The sequence below is a fragment of the Listeria rocourtiae subsp. hofi genome (assembly GCF_963575615.1).
Taxonomy (GTDB): domain Bacteria; phylum Bacillota; class Bacilli; order Lactobacillales; family Listeriaceae; genus Listeria_A; species Listeria_A hofi.
In genome coordinates this window covers 1-21,142 of the sequence record NZ_CAUYTL010000040.1, presented here as the reverse complement: position 1 = coordinate 21,142, position 21,142 = coordinate 1, and the positions used below count along the sequence as shown (strand labels likewise).

The following is a 21,142-nucleotide window of genomic DNA, read 5'->3' as shown; positions in this document are numbered from 1 at the left end:
AATCAAAGATGGAAAACGAAGCGGCAACAATGAAAAAAGGGCTCCAATATTGGCAGCAAATTATTATTATTTTATGTTTAGGTTGGGTAGTTATTTGGATTTACCGCAGTGTTTTGACACCGATTTTCCCAGAAATTCAACAAACAATAGGACAGCATTCTGATGCACAAATGGGCTTGATTGCAAGTTTTTATTTCTTTGCATATACAGGGATGCAGATTCCGGCGGGGATTTTAGTCGATAAATTTGGTAAGAAAGTCGTGCTTATTCCTGGTTTCTCGCTGTTCGCCATCGCGGCACTTGTGATTGGTACGGCGCAGAACTTAGAAATGATTTATCTGGGTAGTTTACTTGCAGGACTTGGTTGTGGATCTTACTACGGCGCGGCTTACTCGCTGTCCTCGGAAAATATTCCTGCTGAAAAGCGCGGACTTTCAACGGCGATTATCAATAGTGGCTCTGCGCTAGGTATGGGTATTGGCTTGATTGCTTCTAGCTTACTCGTAAAATCGGTCGGAATGAACTGGCAAATCATGCTTTTCATTATCGCTGGTTTGATTGTTGTGATGATTTTTGTCTTTGCAGGTGTCATTAAAAATTCACCAAAAGTCGATCGTTCGGAGGCAGTGAAAGAAAAAGCTGCACCAAAAGAAAAAGCGCCGATCAAAAACTTGTTTACAGGTCGAATGATTGCGTCATACATTCTTTATTTCGCAACGTGTTACGGTTACTATATGGTTGTGACATGGTTGCCATCCTTCTTACAACAAGAACGTGGATTCCAAGGTGTAGCCATCGGATTTTCCGCAGCACTTGTAGCCTTTTCCGCAATTCCAGGAGCCTTATTTTTCAGTAGGATGTCAGATATATTCAGAACAAAAAAAGTACGCTTCATCGTTGGTTTGACAGTTGCAGCAGCAGCAATGTTGATGTTAACCGTACTTGCGCCAACGTCAGGCATTTTACTTATCGGTCTCGTTTTATACGGATTACTCGGAAAACTTGCAGTAGAGCCAATCTTGATTTCCTATGTAGCAGATAGTGCACCGAAAAAAGGGTATGGCACATCATTTGGCGTATTCAACTTCTTCGGAATGAGCTCATCTGTTATCGCCCCTTTCTTGACGGGTGTTATCTCTGACTCGACAGGCTCGAAAGTAATGGGCTTTTACATTTCAGCGATTATCTTGGTTGTTGGGGCAATCGTATTCCTAATCGCGAACATTAAAAGTAAAAAAGTAGCTTAAGTGAAATCAGTAATCAGTGTTTTCGAACACTGATTCAGCGTGTTGACAAACGCTCATTTTCGTTGTTAAAAACTCCGTTCCAGTGCTCTTCTACACTGTGTTTCGCATAACTTCTCACATGGTCGGGGATAAGACTCCCTCTCTGTTTTTAGTCAACGTACGCAAGGAAGCTCCGCGCTGGTACTCGCTTTTGCCTAGAAACTAAGCTTGTGAAGGACGGCAGACAAATGAAATTTCTCTGCATATTGGAGGACTAACTCATTTCATGTCGAAGAACTCCAACAACACGCTGAGGTTTTGCAGAAAATCATGTGAGGGAGTTTTTTTTCAGTCTGAATCAGTGTTTTCGAACACTGATTCCCATTATTATATTAGAAAAGAGAGGTTTTAAAAATGGGTTATAGAAATAAAAATACGGGTTATGTGAGTGATATTCTCGCTTCAAGATCCGTGATAAAGCGCGCTAACTACGCGATTATTCCGCCGGACGGTTTGGTGAATAATTCAATTCCTGGTTTTGAAAACTGTGAATTGTCGATTTTAGCAACTCCAAAACTGGGAGCTTCTTTTGTGGATTATATTATTACACTTTTAGATGGTGGCCAAAATAAAGCGGGATTCGGCGCACCTGGCGTGGAAACTTTTTTCTATTGTTTAGACGGAAGAATTACGGTTTGGGCGGATGAGGCAAAACATACATTGGAGGCTGGTGGTTATATTTATTGTCCGGCCGGTGTTATTTTGAAATTTGAGAATGATAACGGTGGAGCAAATAGCGAGGCGTTTCTTTACAAAAAGAAATATGAGGCTGTTGCAGGTTATGAAACGCATATTATTGTGAATAATGTGGCTAATTTGGAGAAAATCGCGTATGAAGGTATGGAAGATGTTATACTACAAAACTTGTTACCAGCAGATCTTGGTTTTGATATGAATTTCCATATTTTGAGCTTCGAGCCTGGAGCATGCCACGGATATATCGAAACGCATTACCAAGAACATGGTGCCTATATGTTGTCTGGCGAAGGCGTATACAATTTGGATAATGAATGGGTTCCAGTGAAAAAAGGCGATTATTTATTCATGGGTGCGTATGTACCACAAGCGACATATGCAGTAGGACGCGGTGAGGCATTCAGTTATTTGTACTCCAAAGACTGTAATCGCGATCCACAATTATAAGAAAGTAGGGAATTGGTGTGAAAGAGCCACAAATGATTCGAGTAAGAAAACATGATTTACATGATTTAATTCAAAAAAAATTAGAAGCAGCAGGCCTTTCGAAAGAACATGCAGACGGTGTCGCAGATTCGTTAGCATTTGCTGATGCGCGTGGAATTCACTCACATGGTGCGGTTCGCGTAGATTATTATGCGGAACGAATTGCCAAAGGTGGTACAACGCTTGCGCCGAATTTCCGATTTAATAAGACGGGACCGAGTTCGGGTATTTTTGAAGCGGATAACGGTGTTGGACATGTGGCGGCGCGCCTTGCGATGGACGAAGCCATTGGTTTAGCGCAAGAGACCGGAATTGGGATTGTTGGTGTGCATCAAATGGGACACAGCGGCGCGCTTGCTTATTTTGTGAAACAGGCCGCGGAAAAAGATATGGTTGCGATTTCAGTTTGTCAGTCGGACCCTATGGTAGTGCCATTTGGAGGCGCTGAGCCTTACTTTGGAACGAATCCGATTGCATTTTCAGCGCCACGAATGGACGCTGGCCCAGTCATTTTTGATATGGCGACGACGGTTCAAGCATGGGGCAAAATTTTAGACGCTCGCTCTAAAGGTGTGGATATTCCGCCGACTTGGGCAGTGGATGCGAACGGCGAGCCAACGACGGATCCAAATCAAGTCAATGCTCTGCTTCCAGTAGCGGGGCCAAAAGGGTATGGCTTAATGATGATGGTTGATATTTTATCGGGTATCCTGCTTGGTTTACCATTTGGAAAACGGGTGTCTTCGATGTACACCGATTTGACGAAGGGACGCAATTTAGGGCAATTACACATCGTGATTAACCCAGCCTTTTTCACATCTTTGAAGGAGTTTAAGCAAAATATTGCACAAATGGTAGATGAATTACATGCAACAAAAGCAGCGCCAGGGTTTGATCAAGTATTGTATCCAGGTGAGTTAGCGGAAATTGTAGAAACGGACTATGCAGAGGTTGGTATTCCAATTGTGAAAGATGTGTATGATTATTTAATTAGTGATACGGTTCATTTTGATCAGTATGATAGCGCGGGATTGTTCGCGAAGCAAGACTAGGAAGGTGGCAGGCAGAATGCGAGTTTCAAAGAAAGATTTGCACCAGCTAATTCAAACAAAAATAGAGCGGGCTGGTTTGACGGAAGAACACGCGAATATTGTTGCTGATGTGTTGGCGTTTGCGGATGCGCGTGGAATTCATTCGCATGGCGCGGTTCGTGTCGAGTATTATTCGGAGCGTATTGCCAAAGGTGGTATTACGAATCGTCCGGATTTCCGTTTTGAGCAGACGGGACCAACGAGTGGCATTTTCCACGGAGATAATGGCTCTGGACATGTTGCGGCGAAACGGGCAATGGAAGAAGCAATCCGGATTGCTGGCAAAAATGGTGTCGCGGTTGTAGGCGTGAAAAACATGTCGCACAGCGGTGCGCTGGCTTATTTTGTAGAACAGGCGGCGAGTTGTGATTTTGTAGCGCTTTCTGTCTGTCAGTCGGACCCGATGGTAGTACCGTTTGGTGGTGCGGAAGATTATTTTGGAACAAACCCAATTGCGTTTGCAGCGCCAACCGATGACGGGAGAATGCTGACATTTGACATGGCGACGACGGTTCAGGCTTGGGGTAAAGTGCTTCATGCGAGATCGCGCGGAGAATCAATTCCGCCGACTTGGGCGGTAGATGCTGATGGCGCGCCGACGACGGATCCTACGAAGGTGAACGCGCTATTGCCAATCGCTGGACCAAAAGGATACGGTTTAATGATGATGGTGGACGTTTTATCTGGAATTTTGCTCGGATTGCCATTTGGGAAACATGTAAGTTCGATGTATGCTGATCTTTCGAAGGGGCGCGATTTGGGGCAATTGCATATCGTTATTAATCCGGCATTCTTTACGGATATCGAGGCGTTTAAGGCGAATATGTCGGAGGTTCTTGATGAAGTGACGGCGGTTAAACCAGCGCCGGGAGTAGATCGGGTGTATTATCCTGGTGAGCGTGGACGGTTGCGTGAAGCGGCTTACGAGAAAGATGGCATCGAGATTGTAGATGATATTTACGAATATTTGATTTCGGATGCGATTCATTTTGATAATTATGATGGAAAAAATAAATTTGCGGAATAAGGAGAGGTGAGCACGATGTTACACACGATTATTAAAGAAAATGCGTATCAAGATTCGGTTGTTTTGATGCTACTTACGAATAAAGTGTCAACGATTGACGGGGTTAACCGCGTCTCGATTATGATGGGAACACCTGCGAATAAAGATATTTTCGGAACATCGGGGTTGCGTACGGAGGAGTTGGAAGCGGCGTCGGCGAACGATATGGCGATAGTTGTAGACACGGAAGATGCTTCAAAAATCGATGAGATTTTGGCGGAAGTAGACGCATTCCTAGCGAGTCAGGCAACGAAGGAAAGTAGCACTGCGACGGAAACGGCGCGGACTTGGGATAAAGCGATGAAGCTTGATCCAGATGCAAATATGGCACTTATCTCCATTCCGGGTACATACGCTGCTGCGGAAGCGGATCGGGCGCTTGATGAAGGCTTGCACGCGTTTATTTTTAGTGATAATATGCCGATTGAAGAGGAATTGCGATTAAAGCAAAAAGCGCATGACAAAGGGCTTCTAGTGATGGGACCGGATTGTGGAACTGGTATCGTAAATGGGATTCCAATGGCGTTTACGAATGTTGTAAAACCAGGAAATATTGGTATTGTTGGTGCATCTGGTACGGGCATTCAAGAAGTTTCTACAATTATTGATCGTCTTGGCGGTGGCGTGACGAATGCGATTGGAACTGGTGGTCGTGATTTATCAGAAACAGTTGGTGGAATCACAATGCTGGACGCAATCGCAGCGCTTGAGGAACAAGCCGATACAGACGTGATTGTCGTAATTTCCAAACCACCTGCAAAAGCGATTCGTGATAAAGTTTTAGCATTATTGCGCACGATTACAAAACCAGCCGTGACAATCTTCTTAGGTGAAAAACCGACGTATCATGAGGCGAATTTATATCATGCCTATACGCTTGAAGAAACAGCGCGTATTGCTGTTGCCTTAGCAAAAGGTGAGGCGGTAACAGCTGTAGAAACAGAAATTGTAACGCCTAACATTCATTTAACTCCAGAACAAAAACATATCAAAGGCTACTATTCTGGCGGAACGTTAGCATCGGAAGCGGCAATGCTTGTTGCAGATGCCTTACAGTTAAAAGAAGGCTTAATCAAGCAAGATGGCTACATTTTGAAAACAGAAGGCCATGAAGTTATCGATCTCGGTGATGATATTTATACGCAAGGTAAACCGCATCCGATGATTGACCCTGAAAAACGGATTGCATTTATTGAGGACGCGGCAAATGATCCGGAAACAGCAGTTATTTTGCTCGATGTAGTGCTTGGTTATGGCTCACATGAAGACATGGCGGGGCAATTGGCACCAGCGATTAAAGATGTTATTGCAAAAGCGAAAGCAGCAGGGCGCGAATTAGCTGTGATTGGAACAGTATGTGGAACGCTTCAAGACCCGCAAGATTACAATGAGCAGCGCCAAACGTTGACTGATGCAGGTGTTATCGTGAAAGATAGTAACAATGAAGCGGTGAGAACGGCACTTGCAATTGTTGGTCATACTGTGGAAGAAGCTGATAAAGCGATGAAAGATGTGGAAGCAGGAGCGGAAGTACCAGTTTCAGAAGCATCAGAGGCGATGTTAAACTTGCTTGCGAAACAACCTCGTGTCATCAATGTCGGTCTGAAAAGTTTTGCCGAAGCGATTACAGAAACCGGCGGACGTGTAGTGCAATTTGACTGGCGCCCAGTAGCTGGTGGAAACCCTGAACTACAAAAAGTATTGCAATTTTTGAATAGTTATCGTGCTGAAACAGCGGATATGAAATAAATTTTTAAAGGAGGAAAAACAATGACAAATTACCAGACTATTGATGCAGCAAACCGCGCAGTGGCGGATAAAATCGTTGCCTCAGCACCATTTTTACTCGACGTTGTACCTGCTAAATCTGTAATTGCTGAGTTAAATGAAGGAAAGGTATTACTTCACGCGGGCCCTCCGATTAAATGGGAAAATATGACGAGTCCCATGCAAGGTTCTTGTGTCGGTGCTGCTTTATTTGAGGAATGGGCAGATAATGAAAATGATGCGCGTGCGATGCTTGATCGTGGGGACGTAACGTTTATGCCGTGTCATCACGTGGACGCAGTTGGACCAATGGGTGGTATTACATCAGCAAATATGCCTGTTGTTGTCGTGGAAAACCGCACAGACGGCAATCGCGCTTATTGTACGATGAACGAAGGTATTGGCGCGGTCCTACGTTTCGGTGCTTACTCAGAAGAAGTTGTGAATCGCTTGCGCTGGATGCGTGATGTACTTGGCCCAGTGCTTAGCAAGGCGCTCCAAACACTTGAAGAAGGAATGAATTTAAACGTTATCGTGGCAAAAGCAATTGCAATGGGAGACGAATTCCATCAACGCAATATCGCGGCTTCTCTTGTATTTTTGAAAGAAGTAAGCCCAATCATTGTGAGCCTAGATATCGATGAAAAAGAACGCCAAGAGGTTATCAAATTCCTTGCAGATACTGATCAATTTTTCTTAAATATTATGATGGCATCTGCAAAAGCGGTGATGGACGGCGCGCGGATGATTCAAGAGGGCACAATTGTAACAGCGATGTGTCGTAACGGCGAAAATTTTGGAATTCGCATCAGTGGCATGGGAGACGAGTGGTTCACAGCGCCCGTCAACACGCCACAAGGTCTTTATTTCACCGGCTATTCTGGTGAAGACGCGAATCCTGATATCGGAGACAGTGCCATTACAGAAACATTTGGCGTTGGCGGCATGGCAATGATTGCAGCACCTGCTGTGACCCGCTTTGTCGGTACTGGCGGATTTGGTGATGCCCTAAAAACAAGTAACGAAATGCTGGAAATCGTCATCGATCAAAATCCGAATTTTACCGTCCCAACATGGGATTTCCAAGGAATTTGTCTCGGAATCGATGCTCGTAAAGTAGTTGAAACAGGCATTACACCAGTCATTAACACTGGTATCGCTCATAAAAAAGCTGGAATCGGCCAAATCGGTGCCGGAACTGTAAACCCACCAGTTGCCTGTTTTGAAAAAGCAATTACAGCTTATGCAAAAAAATTAGGTTTAACTGTATAACAAGGAGGTGAAGAAGGATGCCGATAATCAAAGCGCTGAGTATGGCACAAAATGTTGCTAAATTACTAGCTAATCGCAAGGTATGGCGCGTTCATAGTATTTTTACGAATGGTTTTAACTTGGAATGCGAAGAAGAACGTATCTTTATAGGCACGGCAAAAAATGGCCGATTACCGTTCGCGATTCAGCTCACAAATAACGACGTTTCCGCACTTATCGCAACAATCCAAATCAATGAGGTTTTTCAATTTGATGCTGGCACACTTCTTCATCCAAATTTTCAAATAAAACTCGTGGACATAGAACAATATATCTGTAAGCGCGAGAAAGTGGACATTCATCCGAGCCCTTTATCTTTAACGACCGAGAAAAAAACTGGGCTCGATATTACAATCGGAGAATGGCTGATCCAACCGAAAACGCACGACCTAGCAAAAGCAATACAAAGTACAGATGCGGTATTTATCGAGCAAACGCTACGCTACTTTATAGGTCGTGGCAACGGTTTAACACCATCAGGCGACGATATGCTAGTCGGTATTTTGCTCAATGGAAAAGTGAGCGTGACTTTTAAATCTGTACTTACAAAACTAATCGAGACAGAGATATTAACTACTGACATTAGCTTGACCTATCTAAAGTACGCATTGCAAGACGAATTTAGTGAGCTATTGATAGCCCTATACAAAGCGTTCCAAACTGGCGCTGAGACGAAGAAAATCATCGAACAAATTTATCAAAATGGTCATACGTCGGGGATAGACACGATAGCTGGTGTCGCACTCGCAATAAAGGAGGAATTTTCAATGGGAAAACGCGTCGTTATCGCACTTGGGGGCAATGCAATCTTGCAGCCGAATCAAGAGGCAACATTTGAAAACCAATTAAAAAACGTAGAAGATAGCTGTGCCAAAATCGCAGAAATCACAGAAGCAGGGCACAAAGTCATCGTCACACACGGAAACGGCCCGCAAGTCGGCAATATTTTACGTCAAAACGAAGAAGCCAAAGAATACGTTCCAGCGCTTCCAATCGACGCATGTAGCGCAGAATCACAAGGCTTCATCGGTTACATGATGGAACAATCACTAAAAAACGAGCTCGCACGCAAAAAACTATCAACAAACGTTATCACGCTTTTAACACAAACTGAAGTTAGCGCTAGCGATCCTGCATTCCAAAGCCCAACAAAGCCAATCGGTGTTTTCTATACACGCGAAGAAGCGGTAGAACTCTCCGCTGAAAAAGGCTGGGAAATGGCAGAAGATGCAGGTCGAGGATATCGTCGTGTTGTTCCATCTCCACAACCACAAAAAATCCACGGTGTCGAAGCGATTAAGCAGCTCGTAGCCACGGATACCGTTGTGATTTCAACAGGCGGAGGCGGGATCCCTGTTGTTCAAAACGAAGAAGGCGACCTAAAAGGCGTCGAAGCAGTCATTGACAAAGACCGTTCCGCGTTACGCTTATCCGAACAAGTCGAAGCAGACGTTTTCATGATTCTAACGGACGTAACAAATGTTTACTTACATTTTGGTGAGCCAAATCAGCAAAAACTAGAGGGTGTGCCTGTTAAAGAAGCGAAAGAGTACATGACAGAAGGCCATTTCGCAGATGGCAGTATGGGTCCCAAAATGGAAGCAGCAATCGCATTTGCTGAATCTGGAAAAGAAGCCATCATTTGCTCGCTAGATGCAGCAGTCGAAGCGTTAGCAGGCCGTGCGGGAACAAGGATTCTACCTGAAAAAAGTACAGTAAACGCTTAAATAGAATTTAAAAAGATCAACTAGCCTGCCTGAGCTAGTTGATCTTTTTAATGCGCTCTAAATTGCTTTAGCTACGCTGGTCCTGCTTTTATCATTCAATGCTTTGGTCTCATTTTTCACTAACGCTTCTTCAATCTCTTCTAATGTATAACCTCGCGTCTCGAATACAAAACGTTTAACAAAGAATACCGCTGCTAAGCAAACCAATCCGAAAATAATAAATAGTGTTACATTTCCTATCGTTTCTTCTAAAACCGGAAAACTAACAGAAACTGTCCAGTTAGCTACCCAGTTCACTAGTGACGCGATACCAACTGCTAAACCACGAATTTGCAATGGGAAGATTTCTCCAATCATGACCCACATAACCGGTCCCCAAGTCGCACAAAAACTTGAAATATAAGTGGCAAGGAAAATAAAGGTGAACAGATGGAATCCAGGTTTATCTGCTTCTAAATGGAAGGCTGCAGATAAGGCAAAGAACGAAATCCCCATCGCCAAAGCCCCGACCATCAGAACTTTTCTCCGGTCAAAGCGATCCATCAACGACACAGCGACGGCAGTTACAATAACATAAAAAATACCTAGAAAAATTTGCGTCTGAATCGCCGAAGTAGCGTCCGTTCCACCGCTCATTAAAATACGTGGCGCATAGTAAAAGACCGTATTACATCCCATCCACTGTTGCAAGATAGCTAAGCCAAAAGCCGCAATGACCGATGGACGTACCCATTTTGAAAAGACATCTTTTAAGCGACCTTTCTCGATATGGCTTTGCTCTTCAATTTCACGGATTTCTGCCTCCGCCTCTGATTTACTGCGGATGTTCAGTAAGATTTCTTCTGCTTCTTCCTGTTTGCCCACTTTTACTAAGTAACGTGGCGACTCAGGCAATAAAATCCCACCGATAAAAAGAATGAGCGCTGGTACTGCTGCAAAACCTAACATCAATTCCCATCCAATAGGTGAATCGCGCCAAACGTAATTCGCGATATAAGCGAGCAACATTCCAATCATAATCATCAATTGATTTAAAGATGATAAGCTTCCTCGCTGATTAGCAGGTGCCAATTCGGCCAAATACATTGGAACAAGCGCACTAGCACCACCAACAGCTATCCCTAAGAACATCCGAGAAATAATCAAAGTCAAAACATCTGGTGACAAGGCACTACCTAACGCTCCTACAAAAAAGATGAAAGCTGTCAAAATCACCATTTTCTTACGTCCATACCTATCAGATAATGGTGAAATTAATACTGCACCTACAACCGCACCAATCAAAATACAACTAACGACAAACCCTATTTCGCCATTGCTTAACTGGAGCTCGTCTTGAATAAAAATTTGTGCCCCTGCAATAACGCCTGTATCATAACCAAATAGTAATCCTCCTAAAGCCCCAAAGAAATAAATCAAGTTTTTTGATAATCTCATAAAATATCCCCCATTTTAAGTAGTATAAATAATGATTGCGCTATTCCTTTCCTCCTTTGATGATAAAAATTATATATTGCTTCCGCTTTCAATTTCGCTTATAGTAAGAATATTGAGGAGGGAAGGAACATGCCAAATGAATTCGAACTGATTGAACATAGTAAAGTGCAAGATATTCATGTTTTTTTGATCGAGATGCATTATCGTAGCACTCATTTACATATGGATATCGAAATCGTGTACTTGTTGAGCGGTGCTTTAAACATTGTGACAAATAACAAGAATATTTTATTGAAAAAAGGTGACTTTATTGTTCTAAACTCCTGTCAATTACACGAACTGCATTCGAAAAACTCCGCATTGCTATTAATTTTTCAATTTTCTCCTAAGATTTTCGAAGCTTTTTTTCCTCAAATCAATGAAGTATATTTCGATACAACGCCTATCGTTTTAGAAAACTCCGAAACAGGTAGACGTTTGTTAGAAAATATCGTAGTAGCCAGTCAAGCTTATTTTAAAGAGGAAGAAAATTTTTCATTGCTGTGTCATGGTTTTTCCTCCATTATTATGTTTGATTTGATGAAACTTGTCCCATATAAACAAATGAAGGAAGAAAAAAAAGATCAACTACTATTAAAGCTTGAAAGAATCAAAAGAATAAGTGACTATATCTCCAAACATTATCAAGAAAAGCTGTTACTTTCTGATATTGCAAAAATAGAAGCGCTCTCATTTACTTATTTATCTCACTTTTTTCATGAAAATTTTGGTGTGACGTTCCAAGAGTATCTCAATCTTCTCCGATGTGAGAAAGCGAAATATTTATTAATTCATACAGAAAGCACACTTTTAACGATTTGTGGTCTGTGTGGGTTCTCTGATCTTCGTTATCTAAATAGCTCCTTTCAACGCTTTTACGGGGTAAGTCCCAAAATGTTTCGAAAGCAGAATCAAGATTGTCCGAACCAAGTGAACACACTAAAACAAGATGTGACGAACAATCAATATATTTTCTCTAAAACGCAAAGTCTAGAGAAAATCAATCAATTATTCAAGCCCCAAATCTAGTAGTAGCTAAAACTACAATGTTGCGTTTGTTAGAATGATTTTTTACAGTCTATTTAAAGTTAGCGCTTACTTAACTGTATTTTATCATTTTTATTTTCCGCTTTCATACATGATTTTATTCTCATTAATAGACTATCTTGCTATTTTGGAGAAATCTCGATAAGATAGTTAGAATCATCGTACGCGAAAAATGTTTATTATGTATAAATTAAGCTTCTATTATTGATATATCTCATTAAGTTAAAAATTATTTTCATCAATTTCTAACCTAACTCACAGCTCATTTTTTTCTTCCAAGTTTAATATGTACCTATAAGCAAATAAATTTTCATACTTTCCCCTGAAGAATGAAAATCCCAAACTCCCTTTTTTGACCACTGCGGTTACTCCCTTTTCTGCAGTGGTTTTTGTTGTGTGTTTTAAGAAGTACTCTCCTAAGCAGAGTAAGGGGGTTTACCTAGTTTACAAACCATCGTCCTTGATAAAATTCATATGGAAGTCGTTATCTTCAAAATAAGGCATTGGCTCAAAACCTTTTTCGCGAATAGCTTTTATTAAACCTGGGATTGCCTTTAAAGTATCCTCTGTTTCATGCACTAAAATAACAGGTGATATTTTATGAAATTTATCGAGTCGTTCCTTAACAGAGGCTACTATTTTTTGTGGTTGACCTTTATGTCGCCAATCTTCACTATCGATATTCCAATCAAGTAAGCGATACTTTTCTTCCTTTACTTTTTTTATTTGTGTCGAGTTTAAATATGTACTTCCGTAAGGTGCTCGAATTAACTTAATCTGCTTACCTAAAAGGCCATTAATTAGTGTAGATTCTTGTTTCATTTCTGGGATAAATTGCCCTTTTTTGTATAGTTTTTTCGAATCGTGTGTCATACTGTGCATACCTATACTATGACCTGCCTCTGCGGCTTCTTTGACTTCTTTTTTGCGGTCACCAGTAATATTATTACCAACGAGAAAAAAAGTAGCTTTTACGTTTTCTTTTTTTAGTGCAGCTACAATTTCTGACAAATGCTTTGTTGGCCCATCATCAATGGTCAAATATGCGATTTTTTGCTTACTTTTTGTTGGTACTTGCTTTGGTGCTTGATGCGGTAGTGTTTCTTGTTTACGCGATTTTTTTTCTACTTTTGCAACATCGGGGCTTTTTAGAAATAAAGAAATTCCAACAACTAAGCAGGGGATGAGTAACAGAATTGATGATATAATGATAATCTTTTTTTTCATTTGCTTACCTCCATCTTAATTTGGATTTATTGAAGTGATAGCGTGGTTTTATGTTAACAATAATATCTAAAGAAATTTATAAAGGTTCTATAATATTTGCATAAGATAAAGAAACTAGAATAATCAAACGGGTCGCAGCAATCCATTTTTATGTTTAGGTAGTTGCTACAGTGGGAATTATAGACTAGATTCATTAAAAAATATGTCGATTTCAGTAACTTTTCAGAAAAACTATGAAATCATTTCATTATCATCAAAATGGTTATTTTCAAAGCGTCTATTTCGTGCTACAATGGTAAGGTTGTGGAGTTATGAAAACTGATTAATGGAGATGAAGAATTTGGATTCAGAAAATAGTACATTGATGCAGAAAGTCGACTATAGTACGCGTAAAAAAATCGATCTCGTGCAAAATAGTGTCATTCGGTATATTTTCCGCGCTATATTGGCCTGTTTATTTTTAACGCTCGGAACGGCCGTTGCGGTGATGATTGGTGATAAGGTCGATCACTTTGCACACGGACTTGGAAAAATTGTTTATGCATTTATGTTCAGCTGGTCACTAGTCATGATTATTTATATGAATGCCGAGCTCGGTACAAGTAATATGATGTACATGACAACAGGTGTTTATCAAAAAATTATTAAACCTGGCAAAGCTTTAGGTATTTTATTTCTTTGTATATTTTGCAATTTAATTGGTGGTATCCTTGCCGGCTACTTGATGTCACTTACATCAGCATTCCACGCGTTACCAGCCGATCATTTCTTATTTACAGCCGTTACCGGTAAACTCGAAAAAGAACCTTTACAGATTTTTATTGAAGCAATTTTCGCAAATATTGTCGTTAATACAGCGGTTATTTGTACGATGCGGATGAAAGATGATGCAGGAAAAATTTTCGCAATGGTATTCATCATTTTCATCTTTGCTTTCCTAGGTTTCGAGCACGTTATCGCCAACTTCTCGTCATTCTCGCTAGCATTCTTTGCCTCAGGTGGTCACTTAGACGCCATGACTTGGAGCAGCGTATCAACGAACCTATCCTTAGCCTTACTTGGAAATTACGTTGGTGGTGGCTTAGTAATGGGTCTGGGTTATGCATGGCTCAATAAAACGAAATCAATTTATAAAGATTAAAAACAGCTCAGGACAAAACGATAAGCAAGATAAAAATCGTCTTACTCATTATTGGAGTAGGACGATTTTTATCTTGCTTTACAGAAATCAAGTAAAAGCGTCTATATCCAAGGAAATTAGTGAAAAGTGTACAGGGTGATTAAAAACGGGAAGGTAACCCTATCTTTGGCTATGATTAGAAGTAAAGCGAAACTTCCCTGTATAGTAGGACTATCCAATCATCACCTACCTTTATTCTAAGTATTTTGAAAGGATACCTCCCCATTATTCTATGGTGCGAGAACGAGTTCCCACTGGATCTCCGTACTAAAATGACCAACAAAAGCTTGTTGGCTTATGATGTTTAATAAGATTCCTTGATTTTGCTCCCACTGAATTTCAGTAGTATTGTTCTTAGAGCTACTTTTATAGACTGGAAGGGATTCATTAGTTAGCGATGTTTTGTTGCCTGTTTCATTAATGTAAACTAAAGCACTGTCAAGCGTTCTTTCTGAATTCAGGTCAGTTAAAGGAGCTTTGATTTTCGCATGAACTTCCCAATTGCTTTTATTAAAACGCTCGTCTCGTATGAAAATACCTGTAGAAGAGTTTTTTCGCTTCACCAAAGTATCACGATCGGAAATTGCAAAGTCTTCAAATGAAAAGAAGGGATTCACTACCTCAAAGCCAATCGTGCCAGCGCTTAGGATGTTGACGATATGCTCTTCAGAACTGGGCCAATTAGCTGGTGTAGGTTGATTATTGATAAAGAAGCGAGATGTGATTGTTCCAGAATGTGTCGATAGTGCCTCTGAGGTCACTAATAATGATGGTGTTGTTGCAAGCAATAGGTTATTTTTAAACCACTGGAATGTGACATTTGTTGTTGGTGCTGTTTTAAAAGCGAAGGCAGAGATGGTTAACGGTTCCCCTTCGTTTACGGATTGTTCAGTGGAGGCTTTTGGAAAGGCAACAACAGTATTAGCATGTAAGCTTGTTTCATCAATACTGTCAAAGTTTATTTTATCAGAAATATGAATCAAAAGGTTGGAGATATTAGTGTTCCCAGTAGCAAATACATCCGGTTGCTCAATATTGGTTACATTTTTAATTGCTACATATTCTAACCGCTCAGAACCAATTGCACTCAGAAAATTTCTAGGAGCTATTGAAATGCTGTTTAAGTTTAGCACACGTAAGTTTTTAAGGTCTTTTATTGGGGTCCAAGGCGAAACAGCTGTTATGTTGGGCAAATCAAGTGTATCAATATTTGTGTTTTCCAATGAAGAACTTACCAATTGTCCAGACAAATTTGCTGCTTCAAAGATAGTCAATAATGCACAACCGGAAAATACCCAATTACTCATGTTCTGAAGGGTAGAACTTTTGAATGAGATGAGTGATTGGCATTCTCTAAAAGCACCTGTATTCAATGTCGTGACACTATTAAGTTCGACTTCTTCAAGGCCACTATAGGCAAAAGAATACATACCGATTGATCTGATTGTATTGTTCGTGTCAGTCAATTTTTTTAAATTAGAAGCATGATAAGCTAAGAAGGCAGGGACATCAGTTGTTCCATCTAATTCGAGTTCTTCAAGATCAGATAGGGTAAACACACCTTGATTACCATCTGTTGTCATATTGCCAATTATTTTCAGCCGTTTTATTTTATTCCCTTGCAAATCCATATTTTTCAAGTGATTTAACACTTGGTCTCCAGTTGCGGCGGATCCTGTAATTTCCAATACAATGTAATCAGTACTCGGAATGCTTGACGTGAAATTTGGCGTTGATGCTTCCGCGTTGCTTGGCGTGCTTAGTATAGGCAACACCATGAAAAGGAATAGTGCAATAAAGAGAAGCCTGTACTTTTTCATAATAATAGAAAGTCCTCCTTGTATTTTGGTATATTTTAATGATAGCTTTAGTGAGGAACAAAGTCTCTCACTTCTTTTTCTATTTTTGTGCATTTTTTGTGGTACAAGTATTGGAAAGAATTTTTGTTTGAAAAAAGGGTATATTTGAGGTACGTAAATAGAAGTCAAATTTTGAAAAGGGATGGAGATATGGATTATAAAATTGTTAAGCGCGAAGAGTTTCAGGTTGTTGGTATCAAAAAAGTCTTTTCATTTAAAGAAGGACAAAACTTAATTGATATACCTAAATTTTGGGAAGAATCTTGGTCGGAGGGGATAATGGGACGATTGAAGGAGCTTGGAAATGGAGAGATTACGAAATATATGGGGATTTGTAGCATATCTGAGGAGCAAGCGCTAAAACAGGAAATGGATTATTGGATTGCAGTGGAGAGCACCGAAGAATTACCTAGTAGTATAGGGAAATTGGAAGTTCCAGGGCTACAGTGGGCTGTGTTTCAATCGATAGGTTCATTACCAGATGCAATTCAGCAAACATGGCAAAAAATCTATACGGAGTGGTTGCCAAATAGTAAATACGAACAAGGACCAGGACCTCAGATGGAAGTTTACGGGTTCGGAGATAATAGAGCAGATGACTATGAATGTGAGATTTGGATATCGGTTATACGAAAATAAATTTGGTATAAAAGAGTCTGGAAAAGAGCTCGCATTGTTGTGGCTGTTCGAATAAGTGATACGCTACAGCCACAATATGCCTATTTGCATCGCGAGTAGGCATTCTTTCAGGATGCTTAGATAGACAGGAATGGAGAACGATCTAGTGGCTCTGTTGCGAGCGTTTTCAGTCATCATGTATAGTCCTAATCTAAGCGTGAATTAAGAGAACGGTTAGCTCTTTAGGAAATCCCCTGAATATAAACGCTTTCGCTCGATTTTTTGTCAAGCAAGATTCACATCCTACTCGAAAAAAGATTGATGATATCTCGCTTATTTTATATGATAATGAGTTTTATCCCAGTTTTATTTTTTCAATTCTATCATCGAATGTTGCGTCAAAAAAGTACTAATTAGCGGGTGAAATTTCTCTACTTCGACCAAAAAAGCATCATGTCCATAATCTGAATCCACTTCATAATACGTCACTGGTACATCCCATTCCTTCATCAGTTCATAATCTCGGCGCAAATCATGAATTCGAAACAACTGATCGCTCGTCACACCTACTAGCAAATACGGAATCTGAATACCTGCAAACAGTGGTTTTTCATCCACGCCGTTCACCGTCACATCAAACAAATCAATCGCTTTTGTCAAATACAAATAACTATTCGCATCGAAACGCTCTACAAAAGAATCCCCTTGATATTGCAAATAAGACTCCACTTGGAAATGCTCTTTCGAAAAAGCGCCAGGGGAAGAATCAGCTACTGTAAATCGCTCAAATCGTTTCGAAAACAATTCACTTGTGCGATACGTCATCATTCCGACCATCCGTGCCGTTGCTAGCCCCCCCTCAGGTTGCCCAACATAATCCCCACCATTAAAATCAGGGTCATTCAAAATCGCCATCCGCATAATCAAGTTATATCCAATCGCCTCTGGACTTGCTGCCAAGGGAGAGGCTAAATTTATCACACTGCCCGTTATTGTTGGATAATCAATCGCCCATTGCGTTGCCTGCATCCCACCCATCGAGCCACCGATTACCGAAACGACATGCACAACTCCGAGCGCATCCAATAATTCCTTTTGCACCTTAATAATATCCTTAATCGTAAAACCTGGAAAATGCAATCGATATTCCGCGCCAGTTTTCGGATTTACAGAAGATGGCCCTGTTGTTCCACTACAGCCCCCAAACACATTCGTACAAACAATAAAATAGTCAACCGGATCAATCGTTTTTCCAGCACCAATAAAATCATCCCACCAACCGGCAACATCATCGCCAAAATGTTTTGCCGCGTGAGCCGTCCCAGTCAAAGCATGCTCTAGCAAAATGCAATTATCCTTCGCTAAAGAAAGTTCTCCATATGTCTCAAAGCCAACCACAATTGGTCCAATCGTCTCCCCATTTTCAAGCGTCAACGGTATTTCCTTAAAAAGCTCCATTTGTCTAAGCGTTCCCATGCAATCACCTGTTCTCTCTTTAAAATAGTCCAAACAAAAACCTCTCTATCAAGAGCTAAGTAAGCGTCAAGATGGAGAGGTTGAATAAACAACGATTCTACAATCAACAGCTTATCTTCGCAAAAATTGCTGGAATTAGCACCGTGATCAAACGTCCGGTTGCTAAGGTTTCACAGGGCCAGTCCCTCCACCTTTCTTGATAAGAAGCGTATTAAATTGGTTCTATCATACACTGATTTGGGCCCTGTTGTCAAGATAATAGACAGATTTTTCTAACATAAGAGAGCTTCAATCAAATTATGAATTTTTTAAGCGCCATCTTCCTAAGTAACGCTCCAAAAGTTACTAAAAAATATCAAAATTACGCTTGCATTTTAATTTTATCATCCAAATGTGACTAAAAACATAATTCATAAAATATTATTCAATACAATTAGTGTTTTAATCAATAGAAGTAGGGTAATATAAGCAACAGAGCCTAAAAGTTCTAATCATAAAAAAGGAAGTGTTACATATCATGAAAACATTTACACGTATACTGGTATTGCTTGCTGGTATCGCAATGATTTGTTTAGGAATCTGGTTTGTTGCTCACCCAGGAATTTCTCTACTATCATTCACATTATTTATCGGAATATTGATGTTAATTCTTGGAATGTTCCAAATTATCCAATATTTCTCTAACCGTAGCGGACAAAAAGTATCAGGCTGGATATTAGCAGAAGGCATTTTATCCGTATTACTAGGAATCCTGCTATTAGCCGACCAGTTAGAAGGAACGGTCACACTCGTTCTCGTTTTCGGTATGTGGGTTCTATTCGCCGGAATTATGCGTACAATCGGAGCATTTGCTGCTAAAAATGAAGGCGCACAAGGGTGGGGCTGGTTGTTAACACTAGGTATTTTAGGAATTATTCTAGGATTCATCTCCCTATTCAATCCAATCGTTGGAGCAATCGGTATTGTTATTCTTGTTGGAACATTTTTTATCGTCCAAGGAATCAACTGCATTGCAACATTCTTCTTCGTTGGTAAACTGAAATAAGATAGATGTAACTATTAAAAGGCAAAAAAATCCCAATGACTGGATTTTTTGCCTTCTTTATTTGGACTAAGGTTATCAGAAAGATGAAACTTTGAAACAATAAGTGAAGAGTTGGATAAAAAGAAAAGGCAGGGAAGTAAATTCCCCACCAATTTTTATTCAATTATCCACGTTTTCTAAGAAGTGCTACAGCTAGCCCAGAAACTAGGAAACCTGCAAATACCAAACCAGTAGAACTATTGTCTCCTGTTTTCGGTAGTTCTTTTAATGTTGTTGCTTTCACTGGTGCAGGTGCTGCAATAGGTTTAACTGGGGCTTTTTTGACAGTTTGAACAATTGCTGGCTTTTCAGCGTTATCGACTGGATTAACTTTGAGTGAATCGCCTTGGAATGTAAATTCAGAAACGTCACTGAACTCACCAGTATCCATATCCATACTAATTAGGAAAACAGTTTGTCCTTTAACAAGAGCCGCATCTAATTTAGCATGGAAATTGCCATTCTCATCAGCGTCAGCCATACCGAGAAGTTCTTCGCCATTTTCAGAAATAATAAATACAGTTGTAAGCGGTTCTGCAGTTCCGTAAATGTCAGTTGATGTTGTTTTTGTTTTATTAACTACTGGTGCGTCAAAGAAGTAGAAATCTTCTCCCATAACAGTATAAGTCAGCGTCACGCTAGAAGTATTACCACTAGCGTCTTCTGCGATAACCTCCACTGTGAATGTACCTTCTTTAGATGTATCCAATGTTTCTCTACCGTTAGCAAAATAGGTTTTCACGAAGCCAGAGTTATCGGTTGCATCAACTAGTTCTTCAACATACCAATCTTCGTCAAGGCCTACGTAAAAATCATCTTCATAAACTTCAATTTCAGGTTTTGTTGTGTCAACAACTGTATAGCTAACAGGAATATTTTCAGTTGTTGTACCATCAGTAGCAACAACTGTAACTGTTTGTACGCCTAGACGGTTAACAACGGGTGCTTTCACGAATGATAATGTTACACCAGTTGCTGCGGTCACAAATTTACTTGGATCTTTTATTGCAGTATTGATTTCAGTCGTTACGTTAGTTTTTGCAGTTGCAAGAGGCGCTGCTTCTACAGGTGCTTTCGCAGGTTCTGTTACTGTGTAGCTAACAATAAATTCTTGTGTTGTTGTATCAGCTAATGTTGCAACTATGGTTGTTGAGAATGTTCCTGCAATCGATGTTTTTGGCTCTGTTCCTGCTTTGTAGGCAAGCGTTGTGCTTGCATCAGAAGCTGTTACAAAATCAGTAACTGCTGGTGTAGCATCTTTAACAAATGATACGTCCTCTTTTTGAACAGCTACAGCAGTTTTTAATTGTGCTTTCGGTGTGTTTTCTTCTGCGGTAGTTACTTCATCAGTAGCAGGAGTTGTTTCTGTAGTTTCACTAGCTTCTGGCACTACTGCTTCTGTGATTGCCTCAGGTACTTGTGTTTCTTCCTCTGCGAATACTGGTGCTGCAAGTGAAAAAGTTAGTCCACAAGCGAGCAAGCCGCCAGCAAATTTTGTTGTTTTTGACATTCAATTCTCTCCCTTTTTTGTGTAATACGATTAGTATACTAAGTTTTAGTCGTATTGTCACTATTAATTTGTATCCATTTCCAAAAGAAAGCGCATTCTGTCAAATTTTTGTCACATATTTGTAATAAAAAACCAGTATCATAAAAAGATACTGGTTCATTTTTGTGCGCCCAGCATGCGCAAATGCTAGGTGGTGAAAGTCCACTACAGGCTTGGCAGTAGGAACTGTTAGCTC

Annotated in this window: 16 protein-coding genes, 1 pseudogene and 1 riboswitch; of the genes and pseudogenes, 12 read left to right on the top strand and 5 right to left on the bottom strand. The window is 40.4% G+C overall.

What is annotated here, in order from left to right:
• The first annotated feature begins 8 nt into the window (after nt 1-8).
• The 8 genes and pseudogenes from R8925_RS13875 (at nt 9) to arcC (ending at nt 9,430) form a co-directional block, all read left to right on the top strand.
• Entirely contained in the window at nt 9-1,247 is a 1,239-nt protein-coding gene (locus tag R8925_RS13875; RefSeq protein ID WP_430536385.1) for an MFS transporter, read from the top strand.
• A gap of 393 nt (nt 1,248-1,640) precedes the next feature.
• A complete protein-coding gene (allE, locus tag R8925_RS13870) occupies nt 1,641-2,429 on the top strand; it encodes a (S)-ureidoglycine aminohydrolase (protein ID WP_430536384.1) in 789 nt (262 codons plus the stop codon).
• A 35-nt stretch (nt 2,430-2,464) separates the two neighbouring features.
• Nucleotides 2,465-3,520 carry an ureidoglycolate dehydrogenase gene (gene allD / locus R8925_RS13865; protein WP_430536396.1) on the top strand — a complete coding sequence of 352 codons (1,056 nt, stop codon included), beginning with the start codon at nt 2,465-2,467 and terminating at the stop codon, nt 3,518-3,520.
• A gap of 16 nt (nt 3,521-3,536) precedes the next feature.
• A complete protein-coding gene (allD, locus tag R8925_RS13860) occupies nt 3,537-4,586 on the top strand; it encodes an ureidoglycolate dehydrogenase (RefSeq protein WP_430536383.1) in 1,050 nt (349 codons plus the stop codon).
• A gap of 15 nt (nt 4,587-4,601) precedes the next feature.
• Nucleotides 4,602-6,374, top strand: a complete 1,773-nt coding sequence (fdrA, locus tag R8925_RS13855; protein ID WP_430536382.1) for an acyl-CoA synthetase FdrA — start codon at nt 4,602-4,604, stop codon at nt 6,372-6,374.
• A 21-nt stretch (nt 6,375-6,395) separates the two neighbouring features.
• On the top strand, nt 6,396-7,664 hold the full coding sequence (locus tag R8925_RS13850; RefSeq protein WP_430536381.1) for a YlbE family protein: 1,269 nt from the start codon (nt 6,396-6,398) through the stop codon (nt 7,662-7,664).
• A 17-nt stretch (nt 7,665-7,681) separates the two neighbouring features.
• Nucleotides 7,682-8,440 (top strand): annotated as a pseudogene (locus tag R8925_RS13845) (oxamate carbamoyltransferase subunit AllH family protein); the annotation flags it as partial.
• A 30-nt stretch (nt 8,441-8,470) separates the two neighbouring features.
• Nucleotides 8,471-9,430, top strand: coding sequence for a carbamate kinase (arcC, locus tag R8925_RS13840; RefSeq protein WP_430536395.1), 960 nt, complete (start codon nt 8,471-8,473; stop codon nt 9,428-9,430).
• Between the two features lie 57 nt (nt 9,431-9,487).
• On the opposite strand, the gene R8925_RS13835 is transcribed toward arcC, so the two are convergent.
• A complete protein-coding gene (locus R8925_RS13835; protein WP_430536380.1) occupies nt 9,488-10,867 on the bottom strand; it encodes a sugar porter family MFS transporter in 1,380 nt (459 codons plus the stop codon).
• A gap of 129 nt (nt 10,868-10,996) precedes the next feature.
• On the opposite strand from R8925_RS13835, the gene R8925_RS13830 reads away from it, so the two are divergent.
• A complete protein-coding gene (locus tag R8925_RS13830; RefSeq protein ID WP_430536379.1) occupies nt 10,997-11,935 on the top strand; it encodes a helix-turn-helix domain-containing protein in 939 nt (312 codons plus the stop codon).
• A 462-nt stretch (nt 11,936-12,397) separates the two neighbouring features.
• On the opposite strand, the gene R8925_RS13825 is transcribed toward R8925_RS13830, so the two are convergent.
• Nucleotides 12,398-13,180, bottom strand: coding sequence for a polysaccharide deacetylase family protein (locus R8925_RS13825; protein ID WP_430536378.1), 783 nt, complete (start codon nt 13,178-13,180; stop codon nt 12,398-12,400).
• A 340-nt stretch (nt 13,181-13,520) separates the two neighbouring features.
• Between R8925_RS13825 and R8925_RS13820 the strand changes: the two genes are divergently transcribed.
• Nucleotides 13,521-14,321 carry a formate/nitrite transporter family protein gene (locus tag R8925_RS13820; RefSeq protein ID WP_430536377.1) on the top strand — a complete coding sequence of 267 codons (801 nt, stop codon included), beginning with the start codon at nt 13,521-13,523 and terminating at the stop codon, nt 14,319-14,321.
• Between the two features lie 269 nt (nt 14,322-14,590).
• Here R8925_RS13820 and R8925_RS13815 read toward each other — a convergent pair whose 3' ends face one another.
• A complete protein-coding gene (locus R8925_RS13815; RefSeq protein WP_430536376.1) occupies nt 14,591-16,180 on the bottom strand; it encodes a leucine-rich repeat protein in 1,590 nt (529 codons plus the stop codon).
• Between the two features lie 189 nt (nt 16,181-16,369).
• Here R8925_RS13815 and R8925_RS13810 point away from each other — a divergent pair, with 189 nt between their 5' ends.
• On the top strand, nt 16,370-16,858 hold the full coding sequence (locus tag R8925_RS13810; protein WP_430536375.1) for a GyrI-like domain-containing protein: 489 nt from the start codon (nt 16,370-16,372) through the stop codon (nt 16,856-16,858).
• A gap of 345 nt (nt 16,859-17,203) precedes the next feature.
• Here the strand turns inward: R8925_RS13810 and metX are convergent, their stop codons facing one another.
• The gene (gene metX, locus R8925_RS13805) at nt 17,204-18,313 is read right to left on the bottom strand and encodes a homoserine O-acetyltransferase MetX (RefSeq protein WP_430536394.1); all 1,110 of its coding nucleotides are present in this window, start codon (nt 18,311-18,313) and stop codon (nt 17,204-17,206) included.
• Between the two features lie 108 nt (nt 18,314-18,421).
• Nucleotides 18,422-18,519: riboswitch (SAM riboswitch) on the bottom strand.
• 311 nt (nt 18,520-18,830) lie between these two features.
• Here metX and R8925_RS13800 point away from each other — a divergent pair.
• The gene (locus tag R8925_RS13800; RefSeq protein ID WP_430536374.1) at nt 18,831-19,358 is read left to right on the top strand and encodes an HdeD family acid-resistance protein; all 528 of its coding nucleotides are present in this window, start codon (nt 18,831-18,833) and stop codon (nt 19,356-19,358) included.
• 163 nt (nt 19,359-19,521) lie between these two features.
• On the opposite strand, the gene R8925_RS13795 is transcribed toward R8925_RS13800, so the two are convergent.
• Complete coding sequence (locus R8925_RS13795) at nt 19,522-20,907, bottom strand: LPXTG cell wall anchor domain-containing protein (RefSeq protein ID WP_430536373.1); 1,386 nt, start codon at nt 20,905-20,907, stop codon at nt 19,522-19,524.
• Nucleotides 20,908-21,142: the final 235 nt, after the last annotated feature.

What these genes read in the sequence shown, in the direction of transcription:
- allE (WP_430536384.1), top strand. Translation starts at nt 1,641, where the DNA reads ATGGGTTATAGAAATAAAAATACGGGTTATGTGAGTGATATTCTCGCT.
- allD (WP_430536383.1), top strand. Translation starts at nt 3,537, where the DNA reads ATGCGAGTTTCAAAGAAAGATTTGCACCAGCTAATTCAAACAAAAATA.
- arcC (WP_430536395.1), top strand. Translation starts at nt 8,471, where the DNA reads ATGGGAAAACGCGTCGTTATCGCACTTGGGGGCAATGCAATCTTGCAG.
- R8925_RS13800 (WP_430536374.1), top strand. Translation starts at nt 18,831, where the DNA reads ATGAAAACATTTACACGTATACTGGTATTGCTTGCTGGTATCGCAATG.
- R8925_RS13835 (WP_430536380.1), bottom strand. Translation starts at nt 10,867, where the DNA reads ATGAGATTATCAAAAAACTTGATTTATTTCTTTGGGGCTTTAGGAGGA.
- metX (WP_430536394.1), bottom strand. Translation starts at nt 18,313, where the DNA reads ATGGGAACGCTTAGACAAATGGAGCTTTTTAAGGAAATACCGTTGACG.
- R8925_RS13825 (WP_430536378.1), bottom strand. Translation starts at nt 13,180, where the DNA reads ATGAAAAAAAAGATTATCATTATATCATCAATTCTGTTACTCATCCCC.
- R8925_RS13815 (WP_430536376.1), bottom strand. Translation starts at nt 16,180, where the DNA reads ATGAAAAAGTACAGGCTTCTCTTTATTGCACTATTCCTTTTCATGGTG.
- R8925_RS13875 (WP_430536385.1), top strand. Translation starts at nt 9, where the DNA reads ATGGAAAACGAAGCGGCAACAATGAAAAAAGGGCTCCAATATTGGCAG.
- R8925_RS13850 (WP_430536381.1), top strand. Translation starts at nt 6,396, where the DNA reads ATGACAAATTACCAGACTATTGATGCAGCAAACCGCGCAGTGGCGGAT.
- R8925_RS13810 (WP_430536375.1), top strand. Translation starts at nt 16,370, where the DNA reads ATGGATTATAAAATTGTTAAGCGCGAAGAGTTTCAGGTTGTTGGTATC.
- R8925_RS13830 (WP_430536379.1), top strand. Translation starts at nt 10,997, where the DNA reads ATGCCAAATGAATTCGAACTGATTGAACATAGTAAAGTGCAAGATATT.
- fdrA (WP_430536382.1), top strand. Translation starts at nt 4,602, where the DNA reads ATGTTACACACGATTATTAAAGAAAATGCGTATCAAGATTCGGTTGTT.
- R8925_RS13795 (WP_430536373.1), bottom strand. Translation starts at nt 20,907, where the DNA reads ATGTCAAAAACAACAAAATTTGCTGGCGGCTTGCTCGCTTGTGGACTA.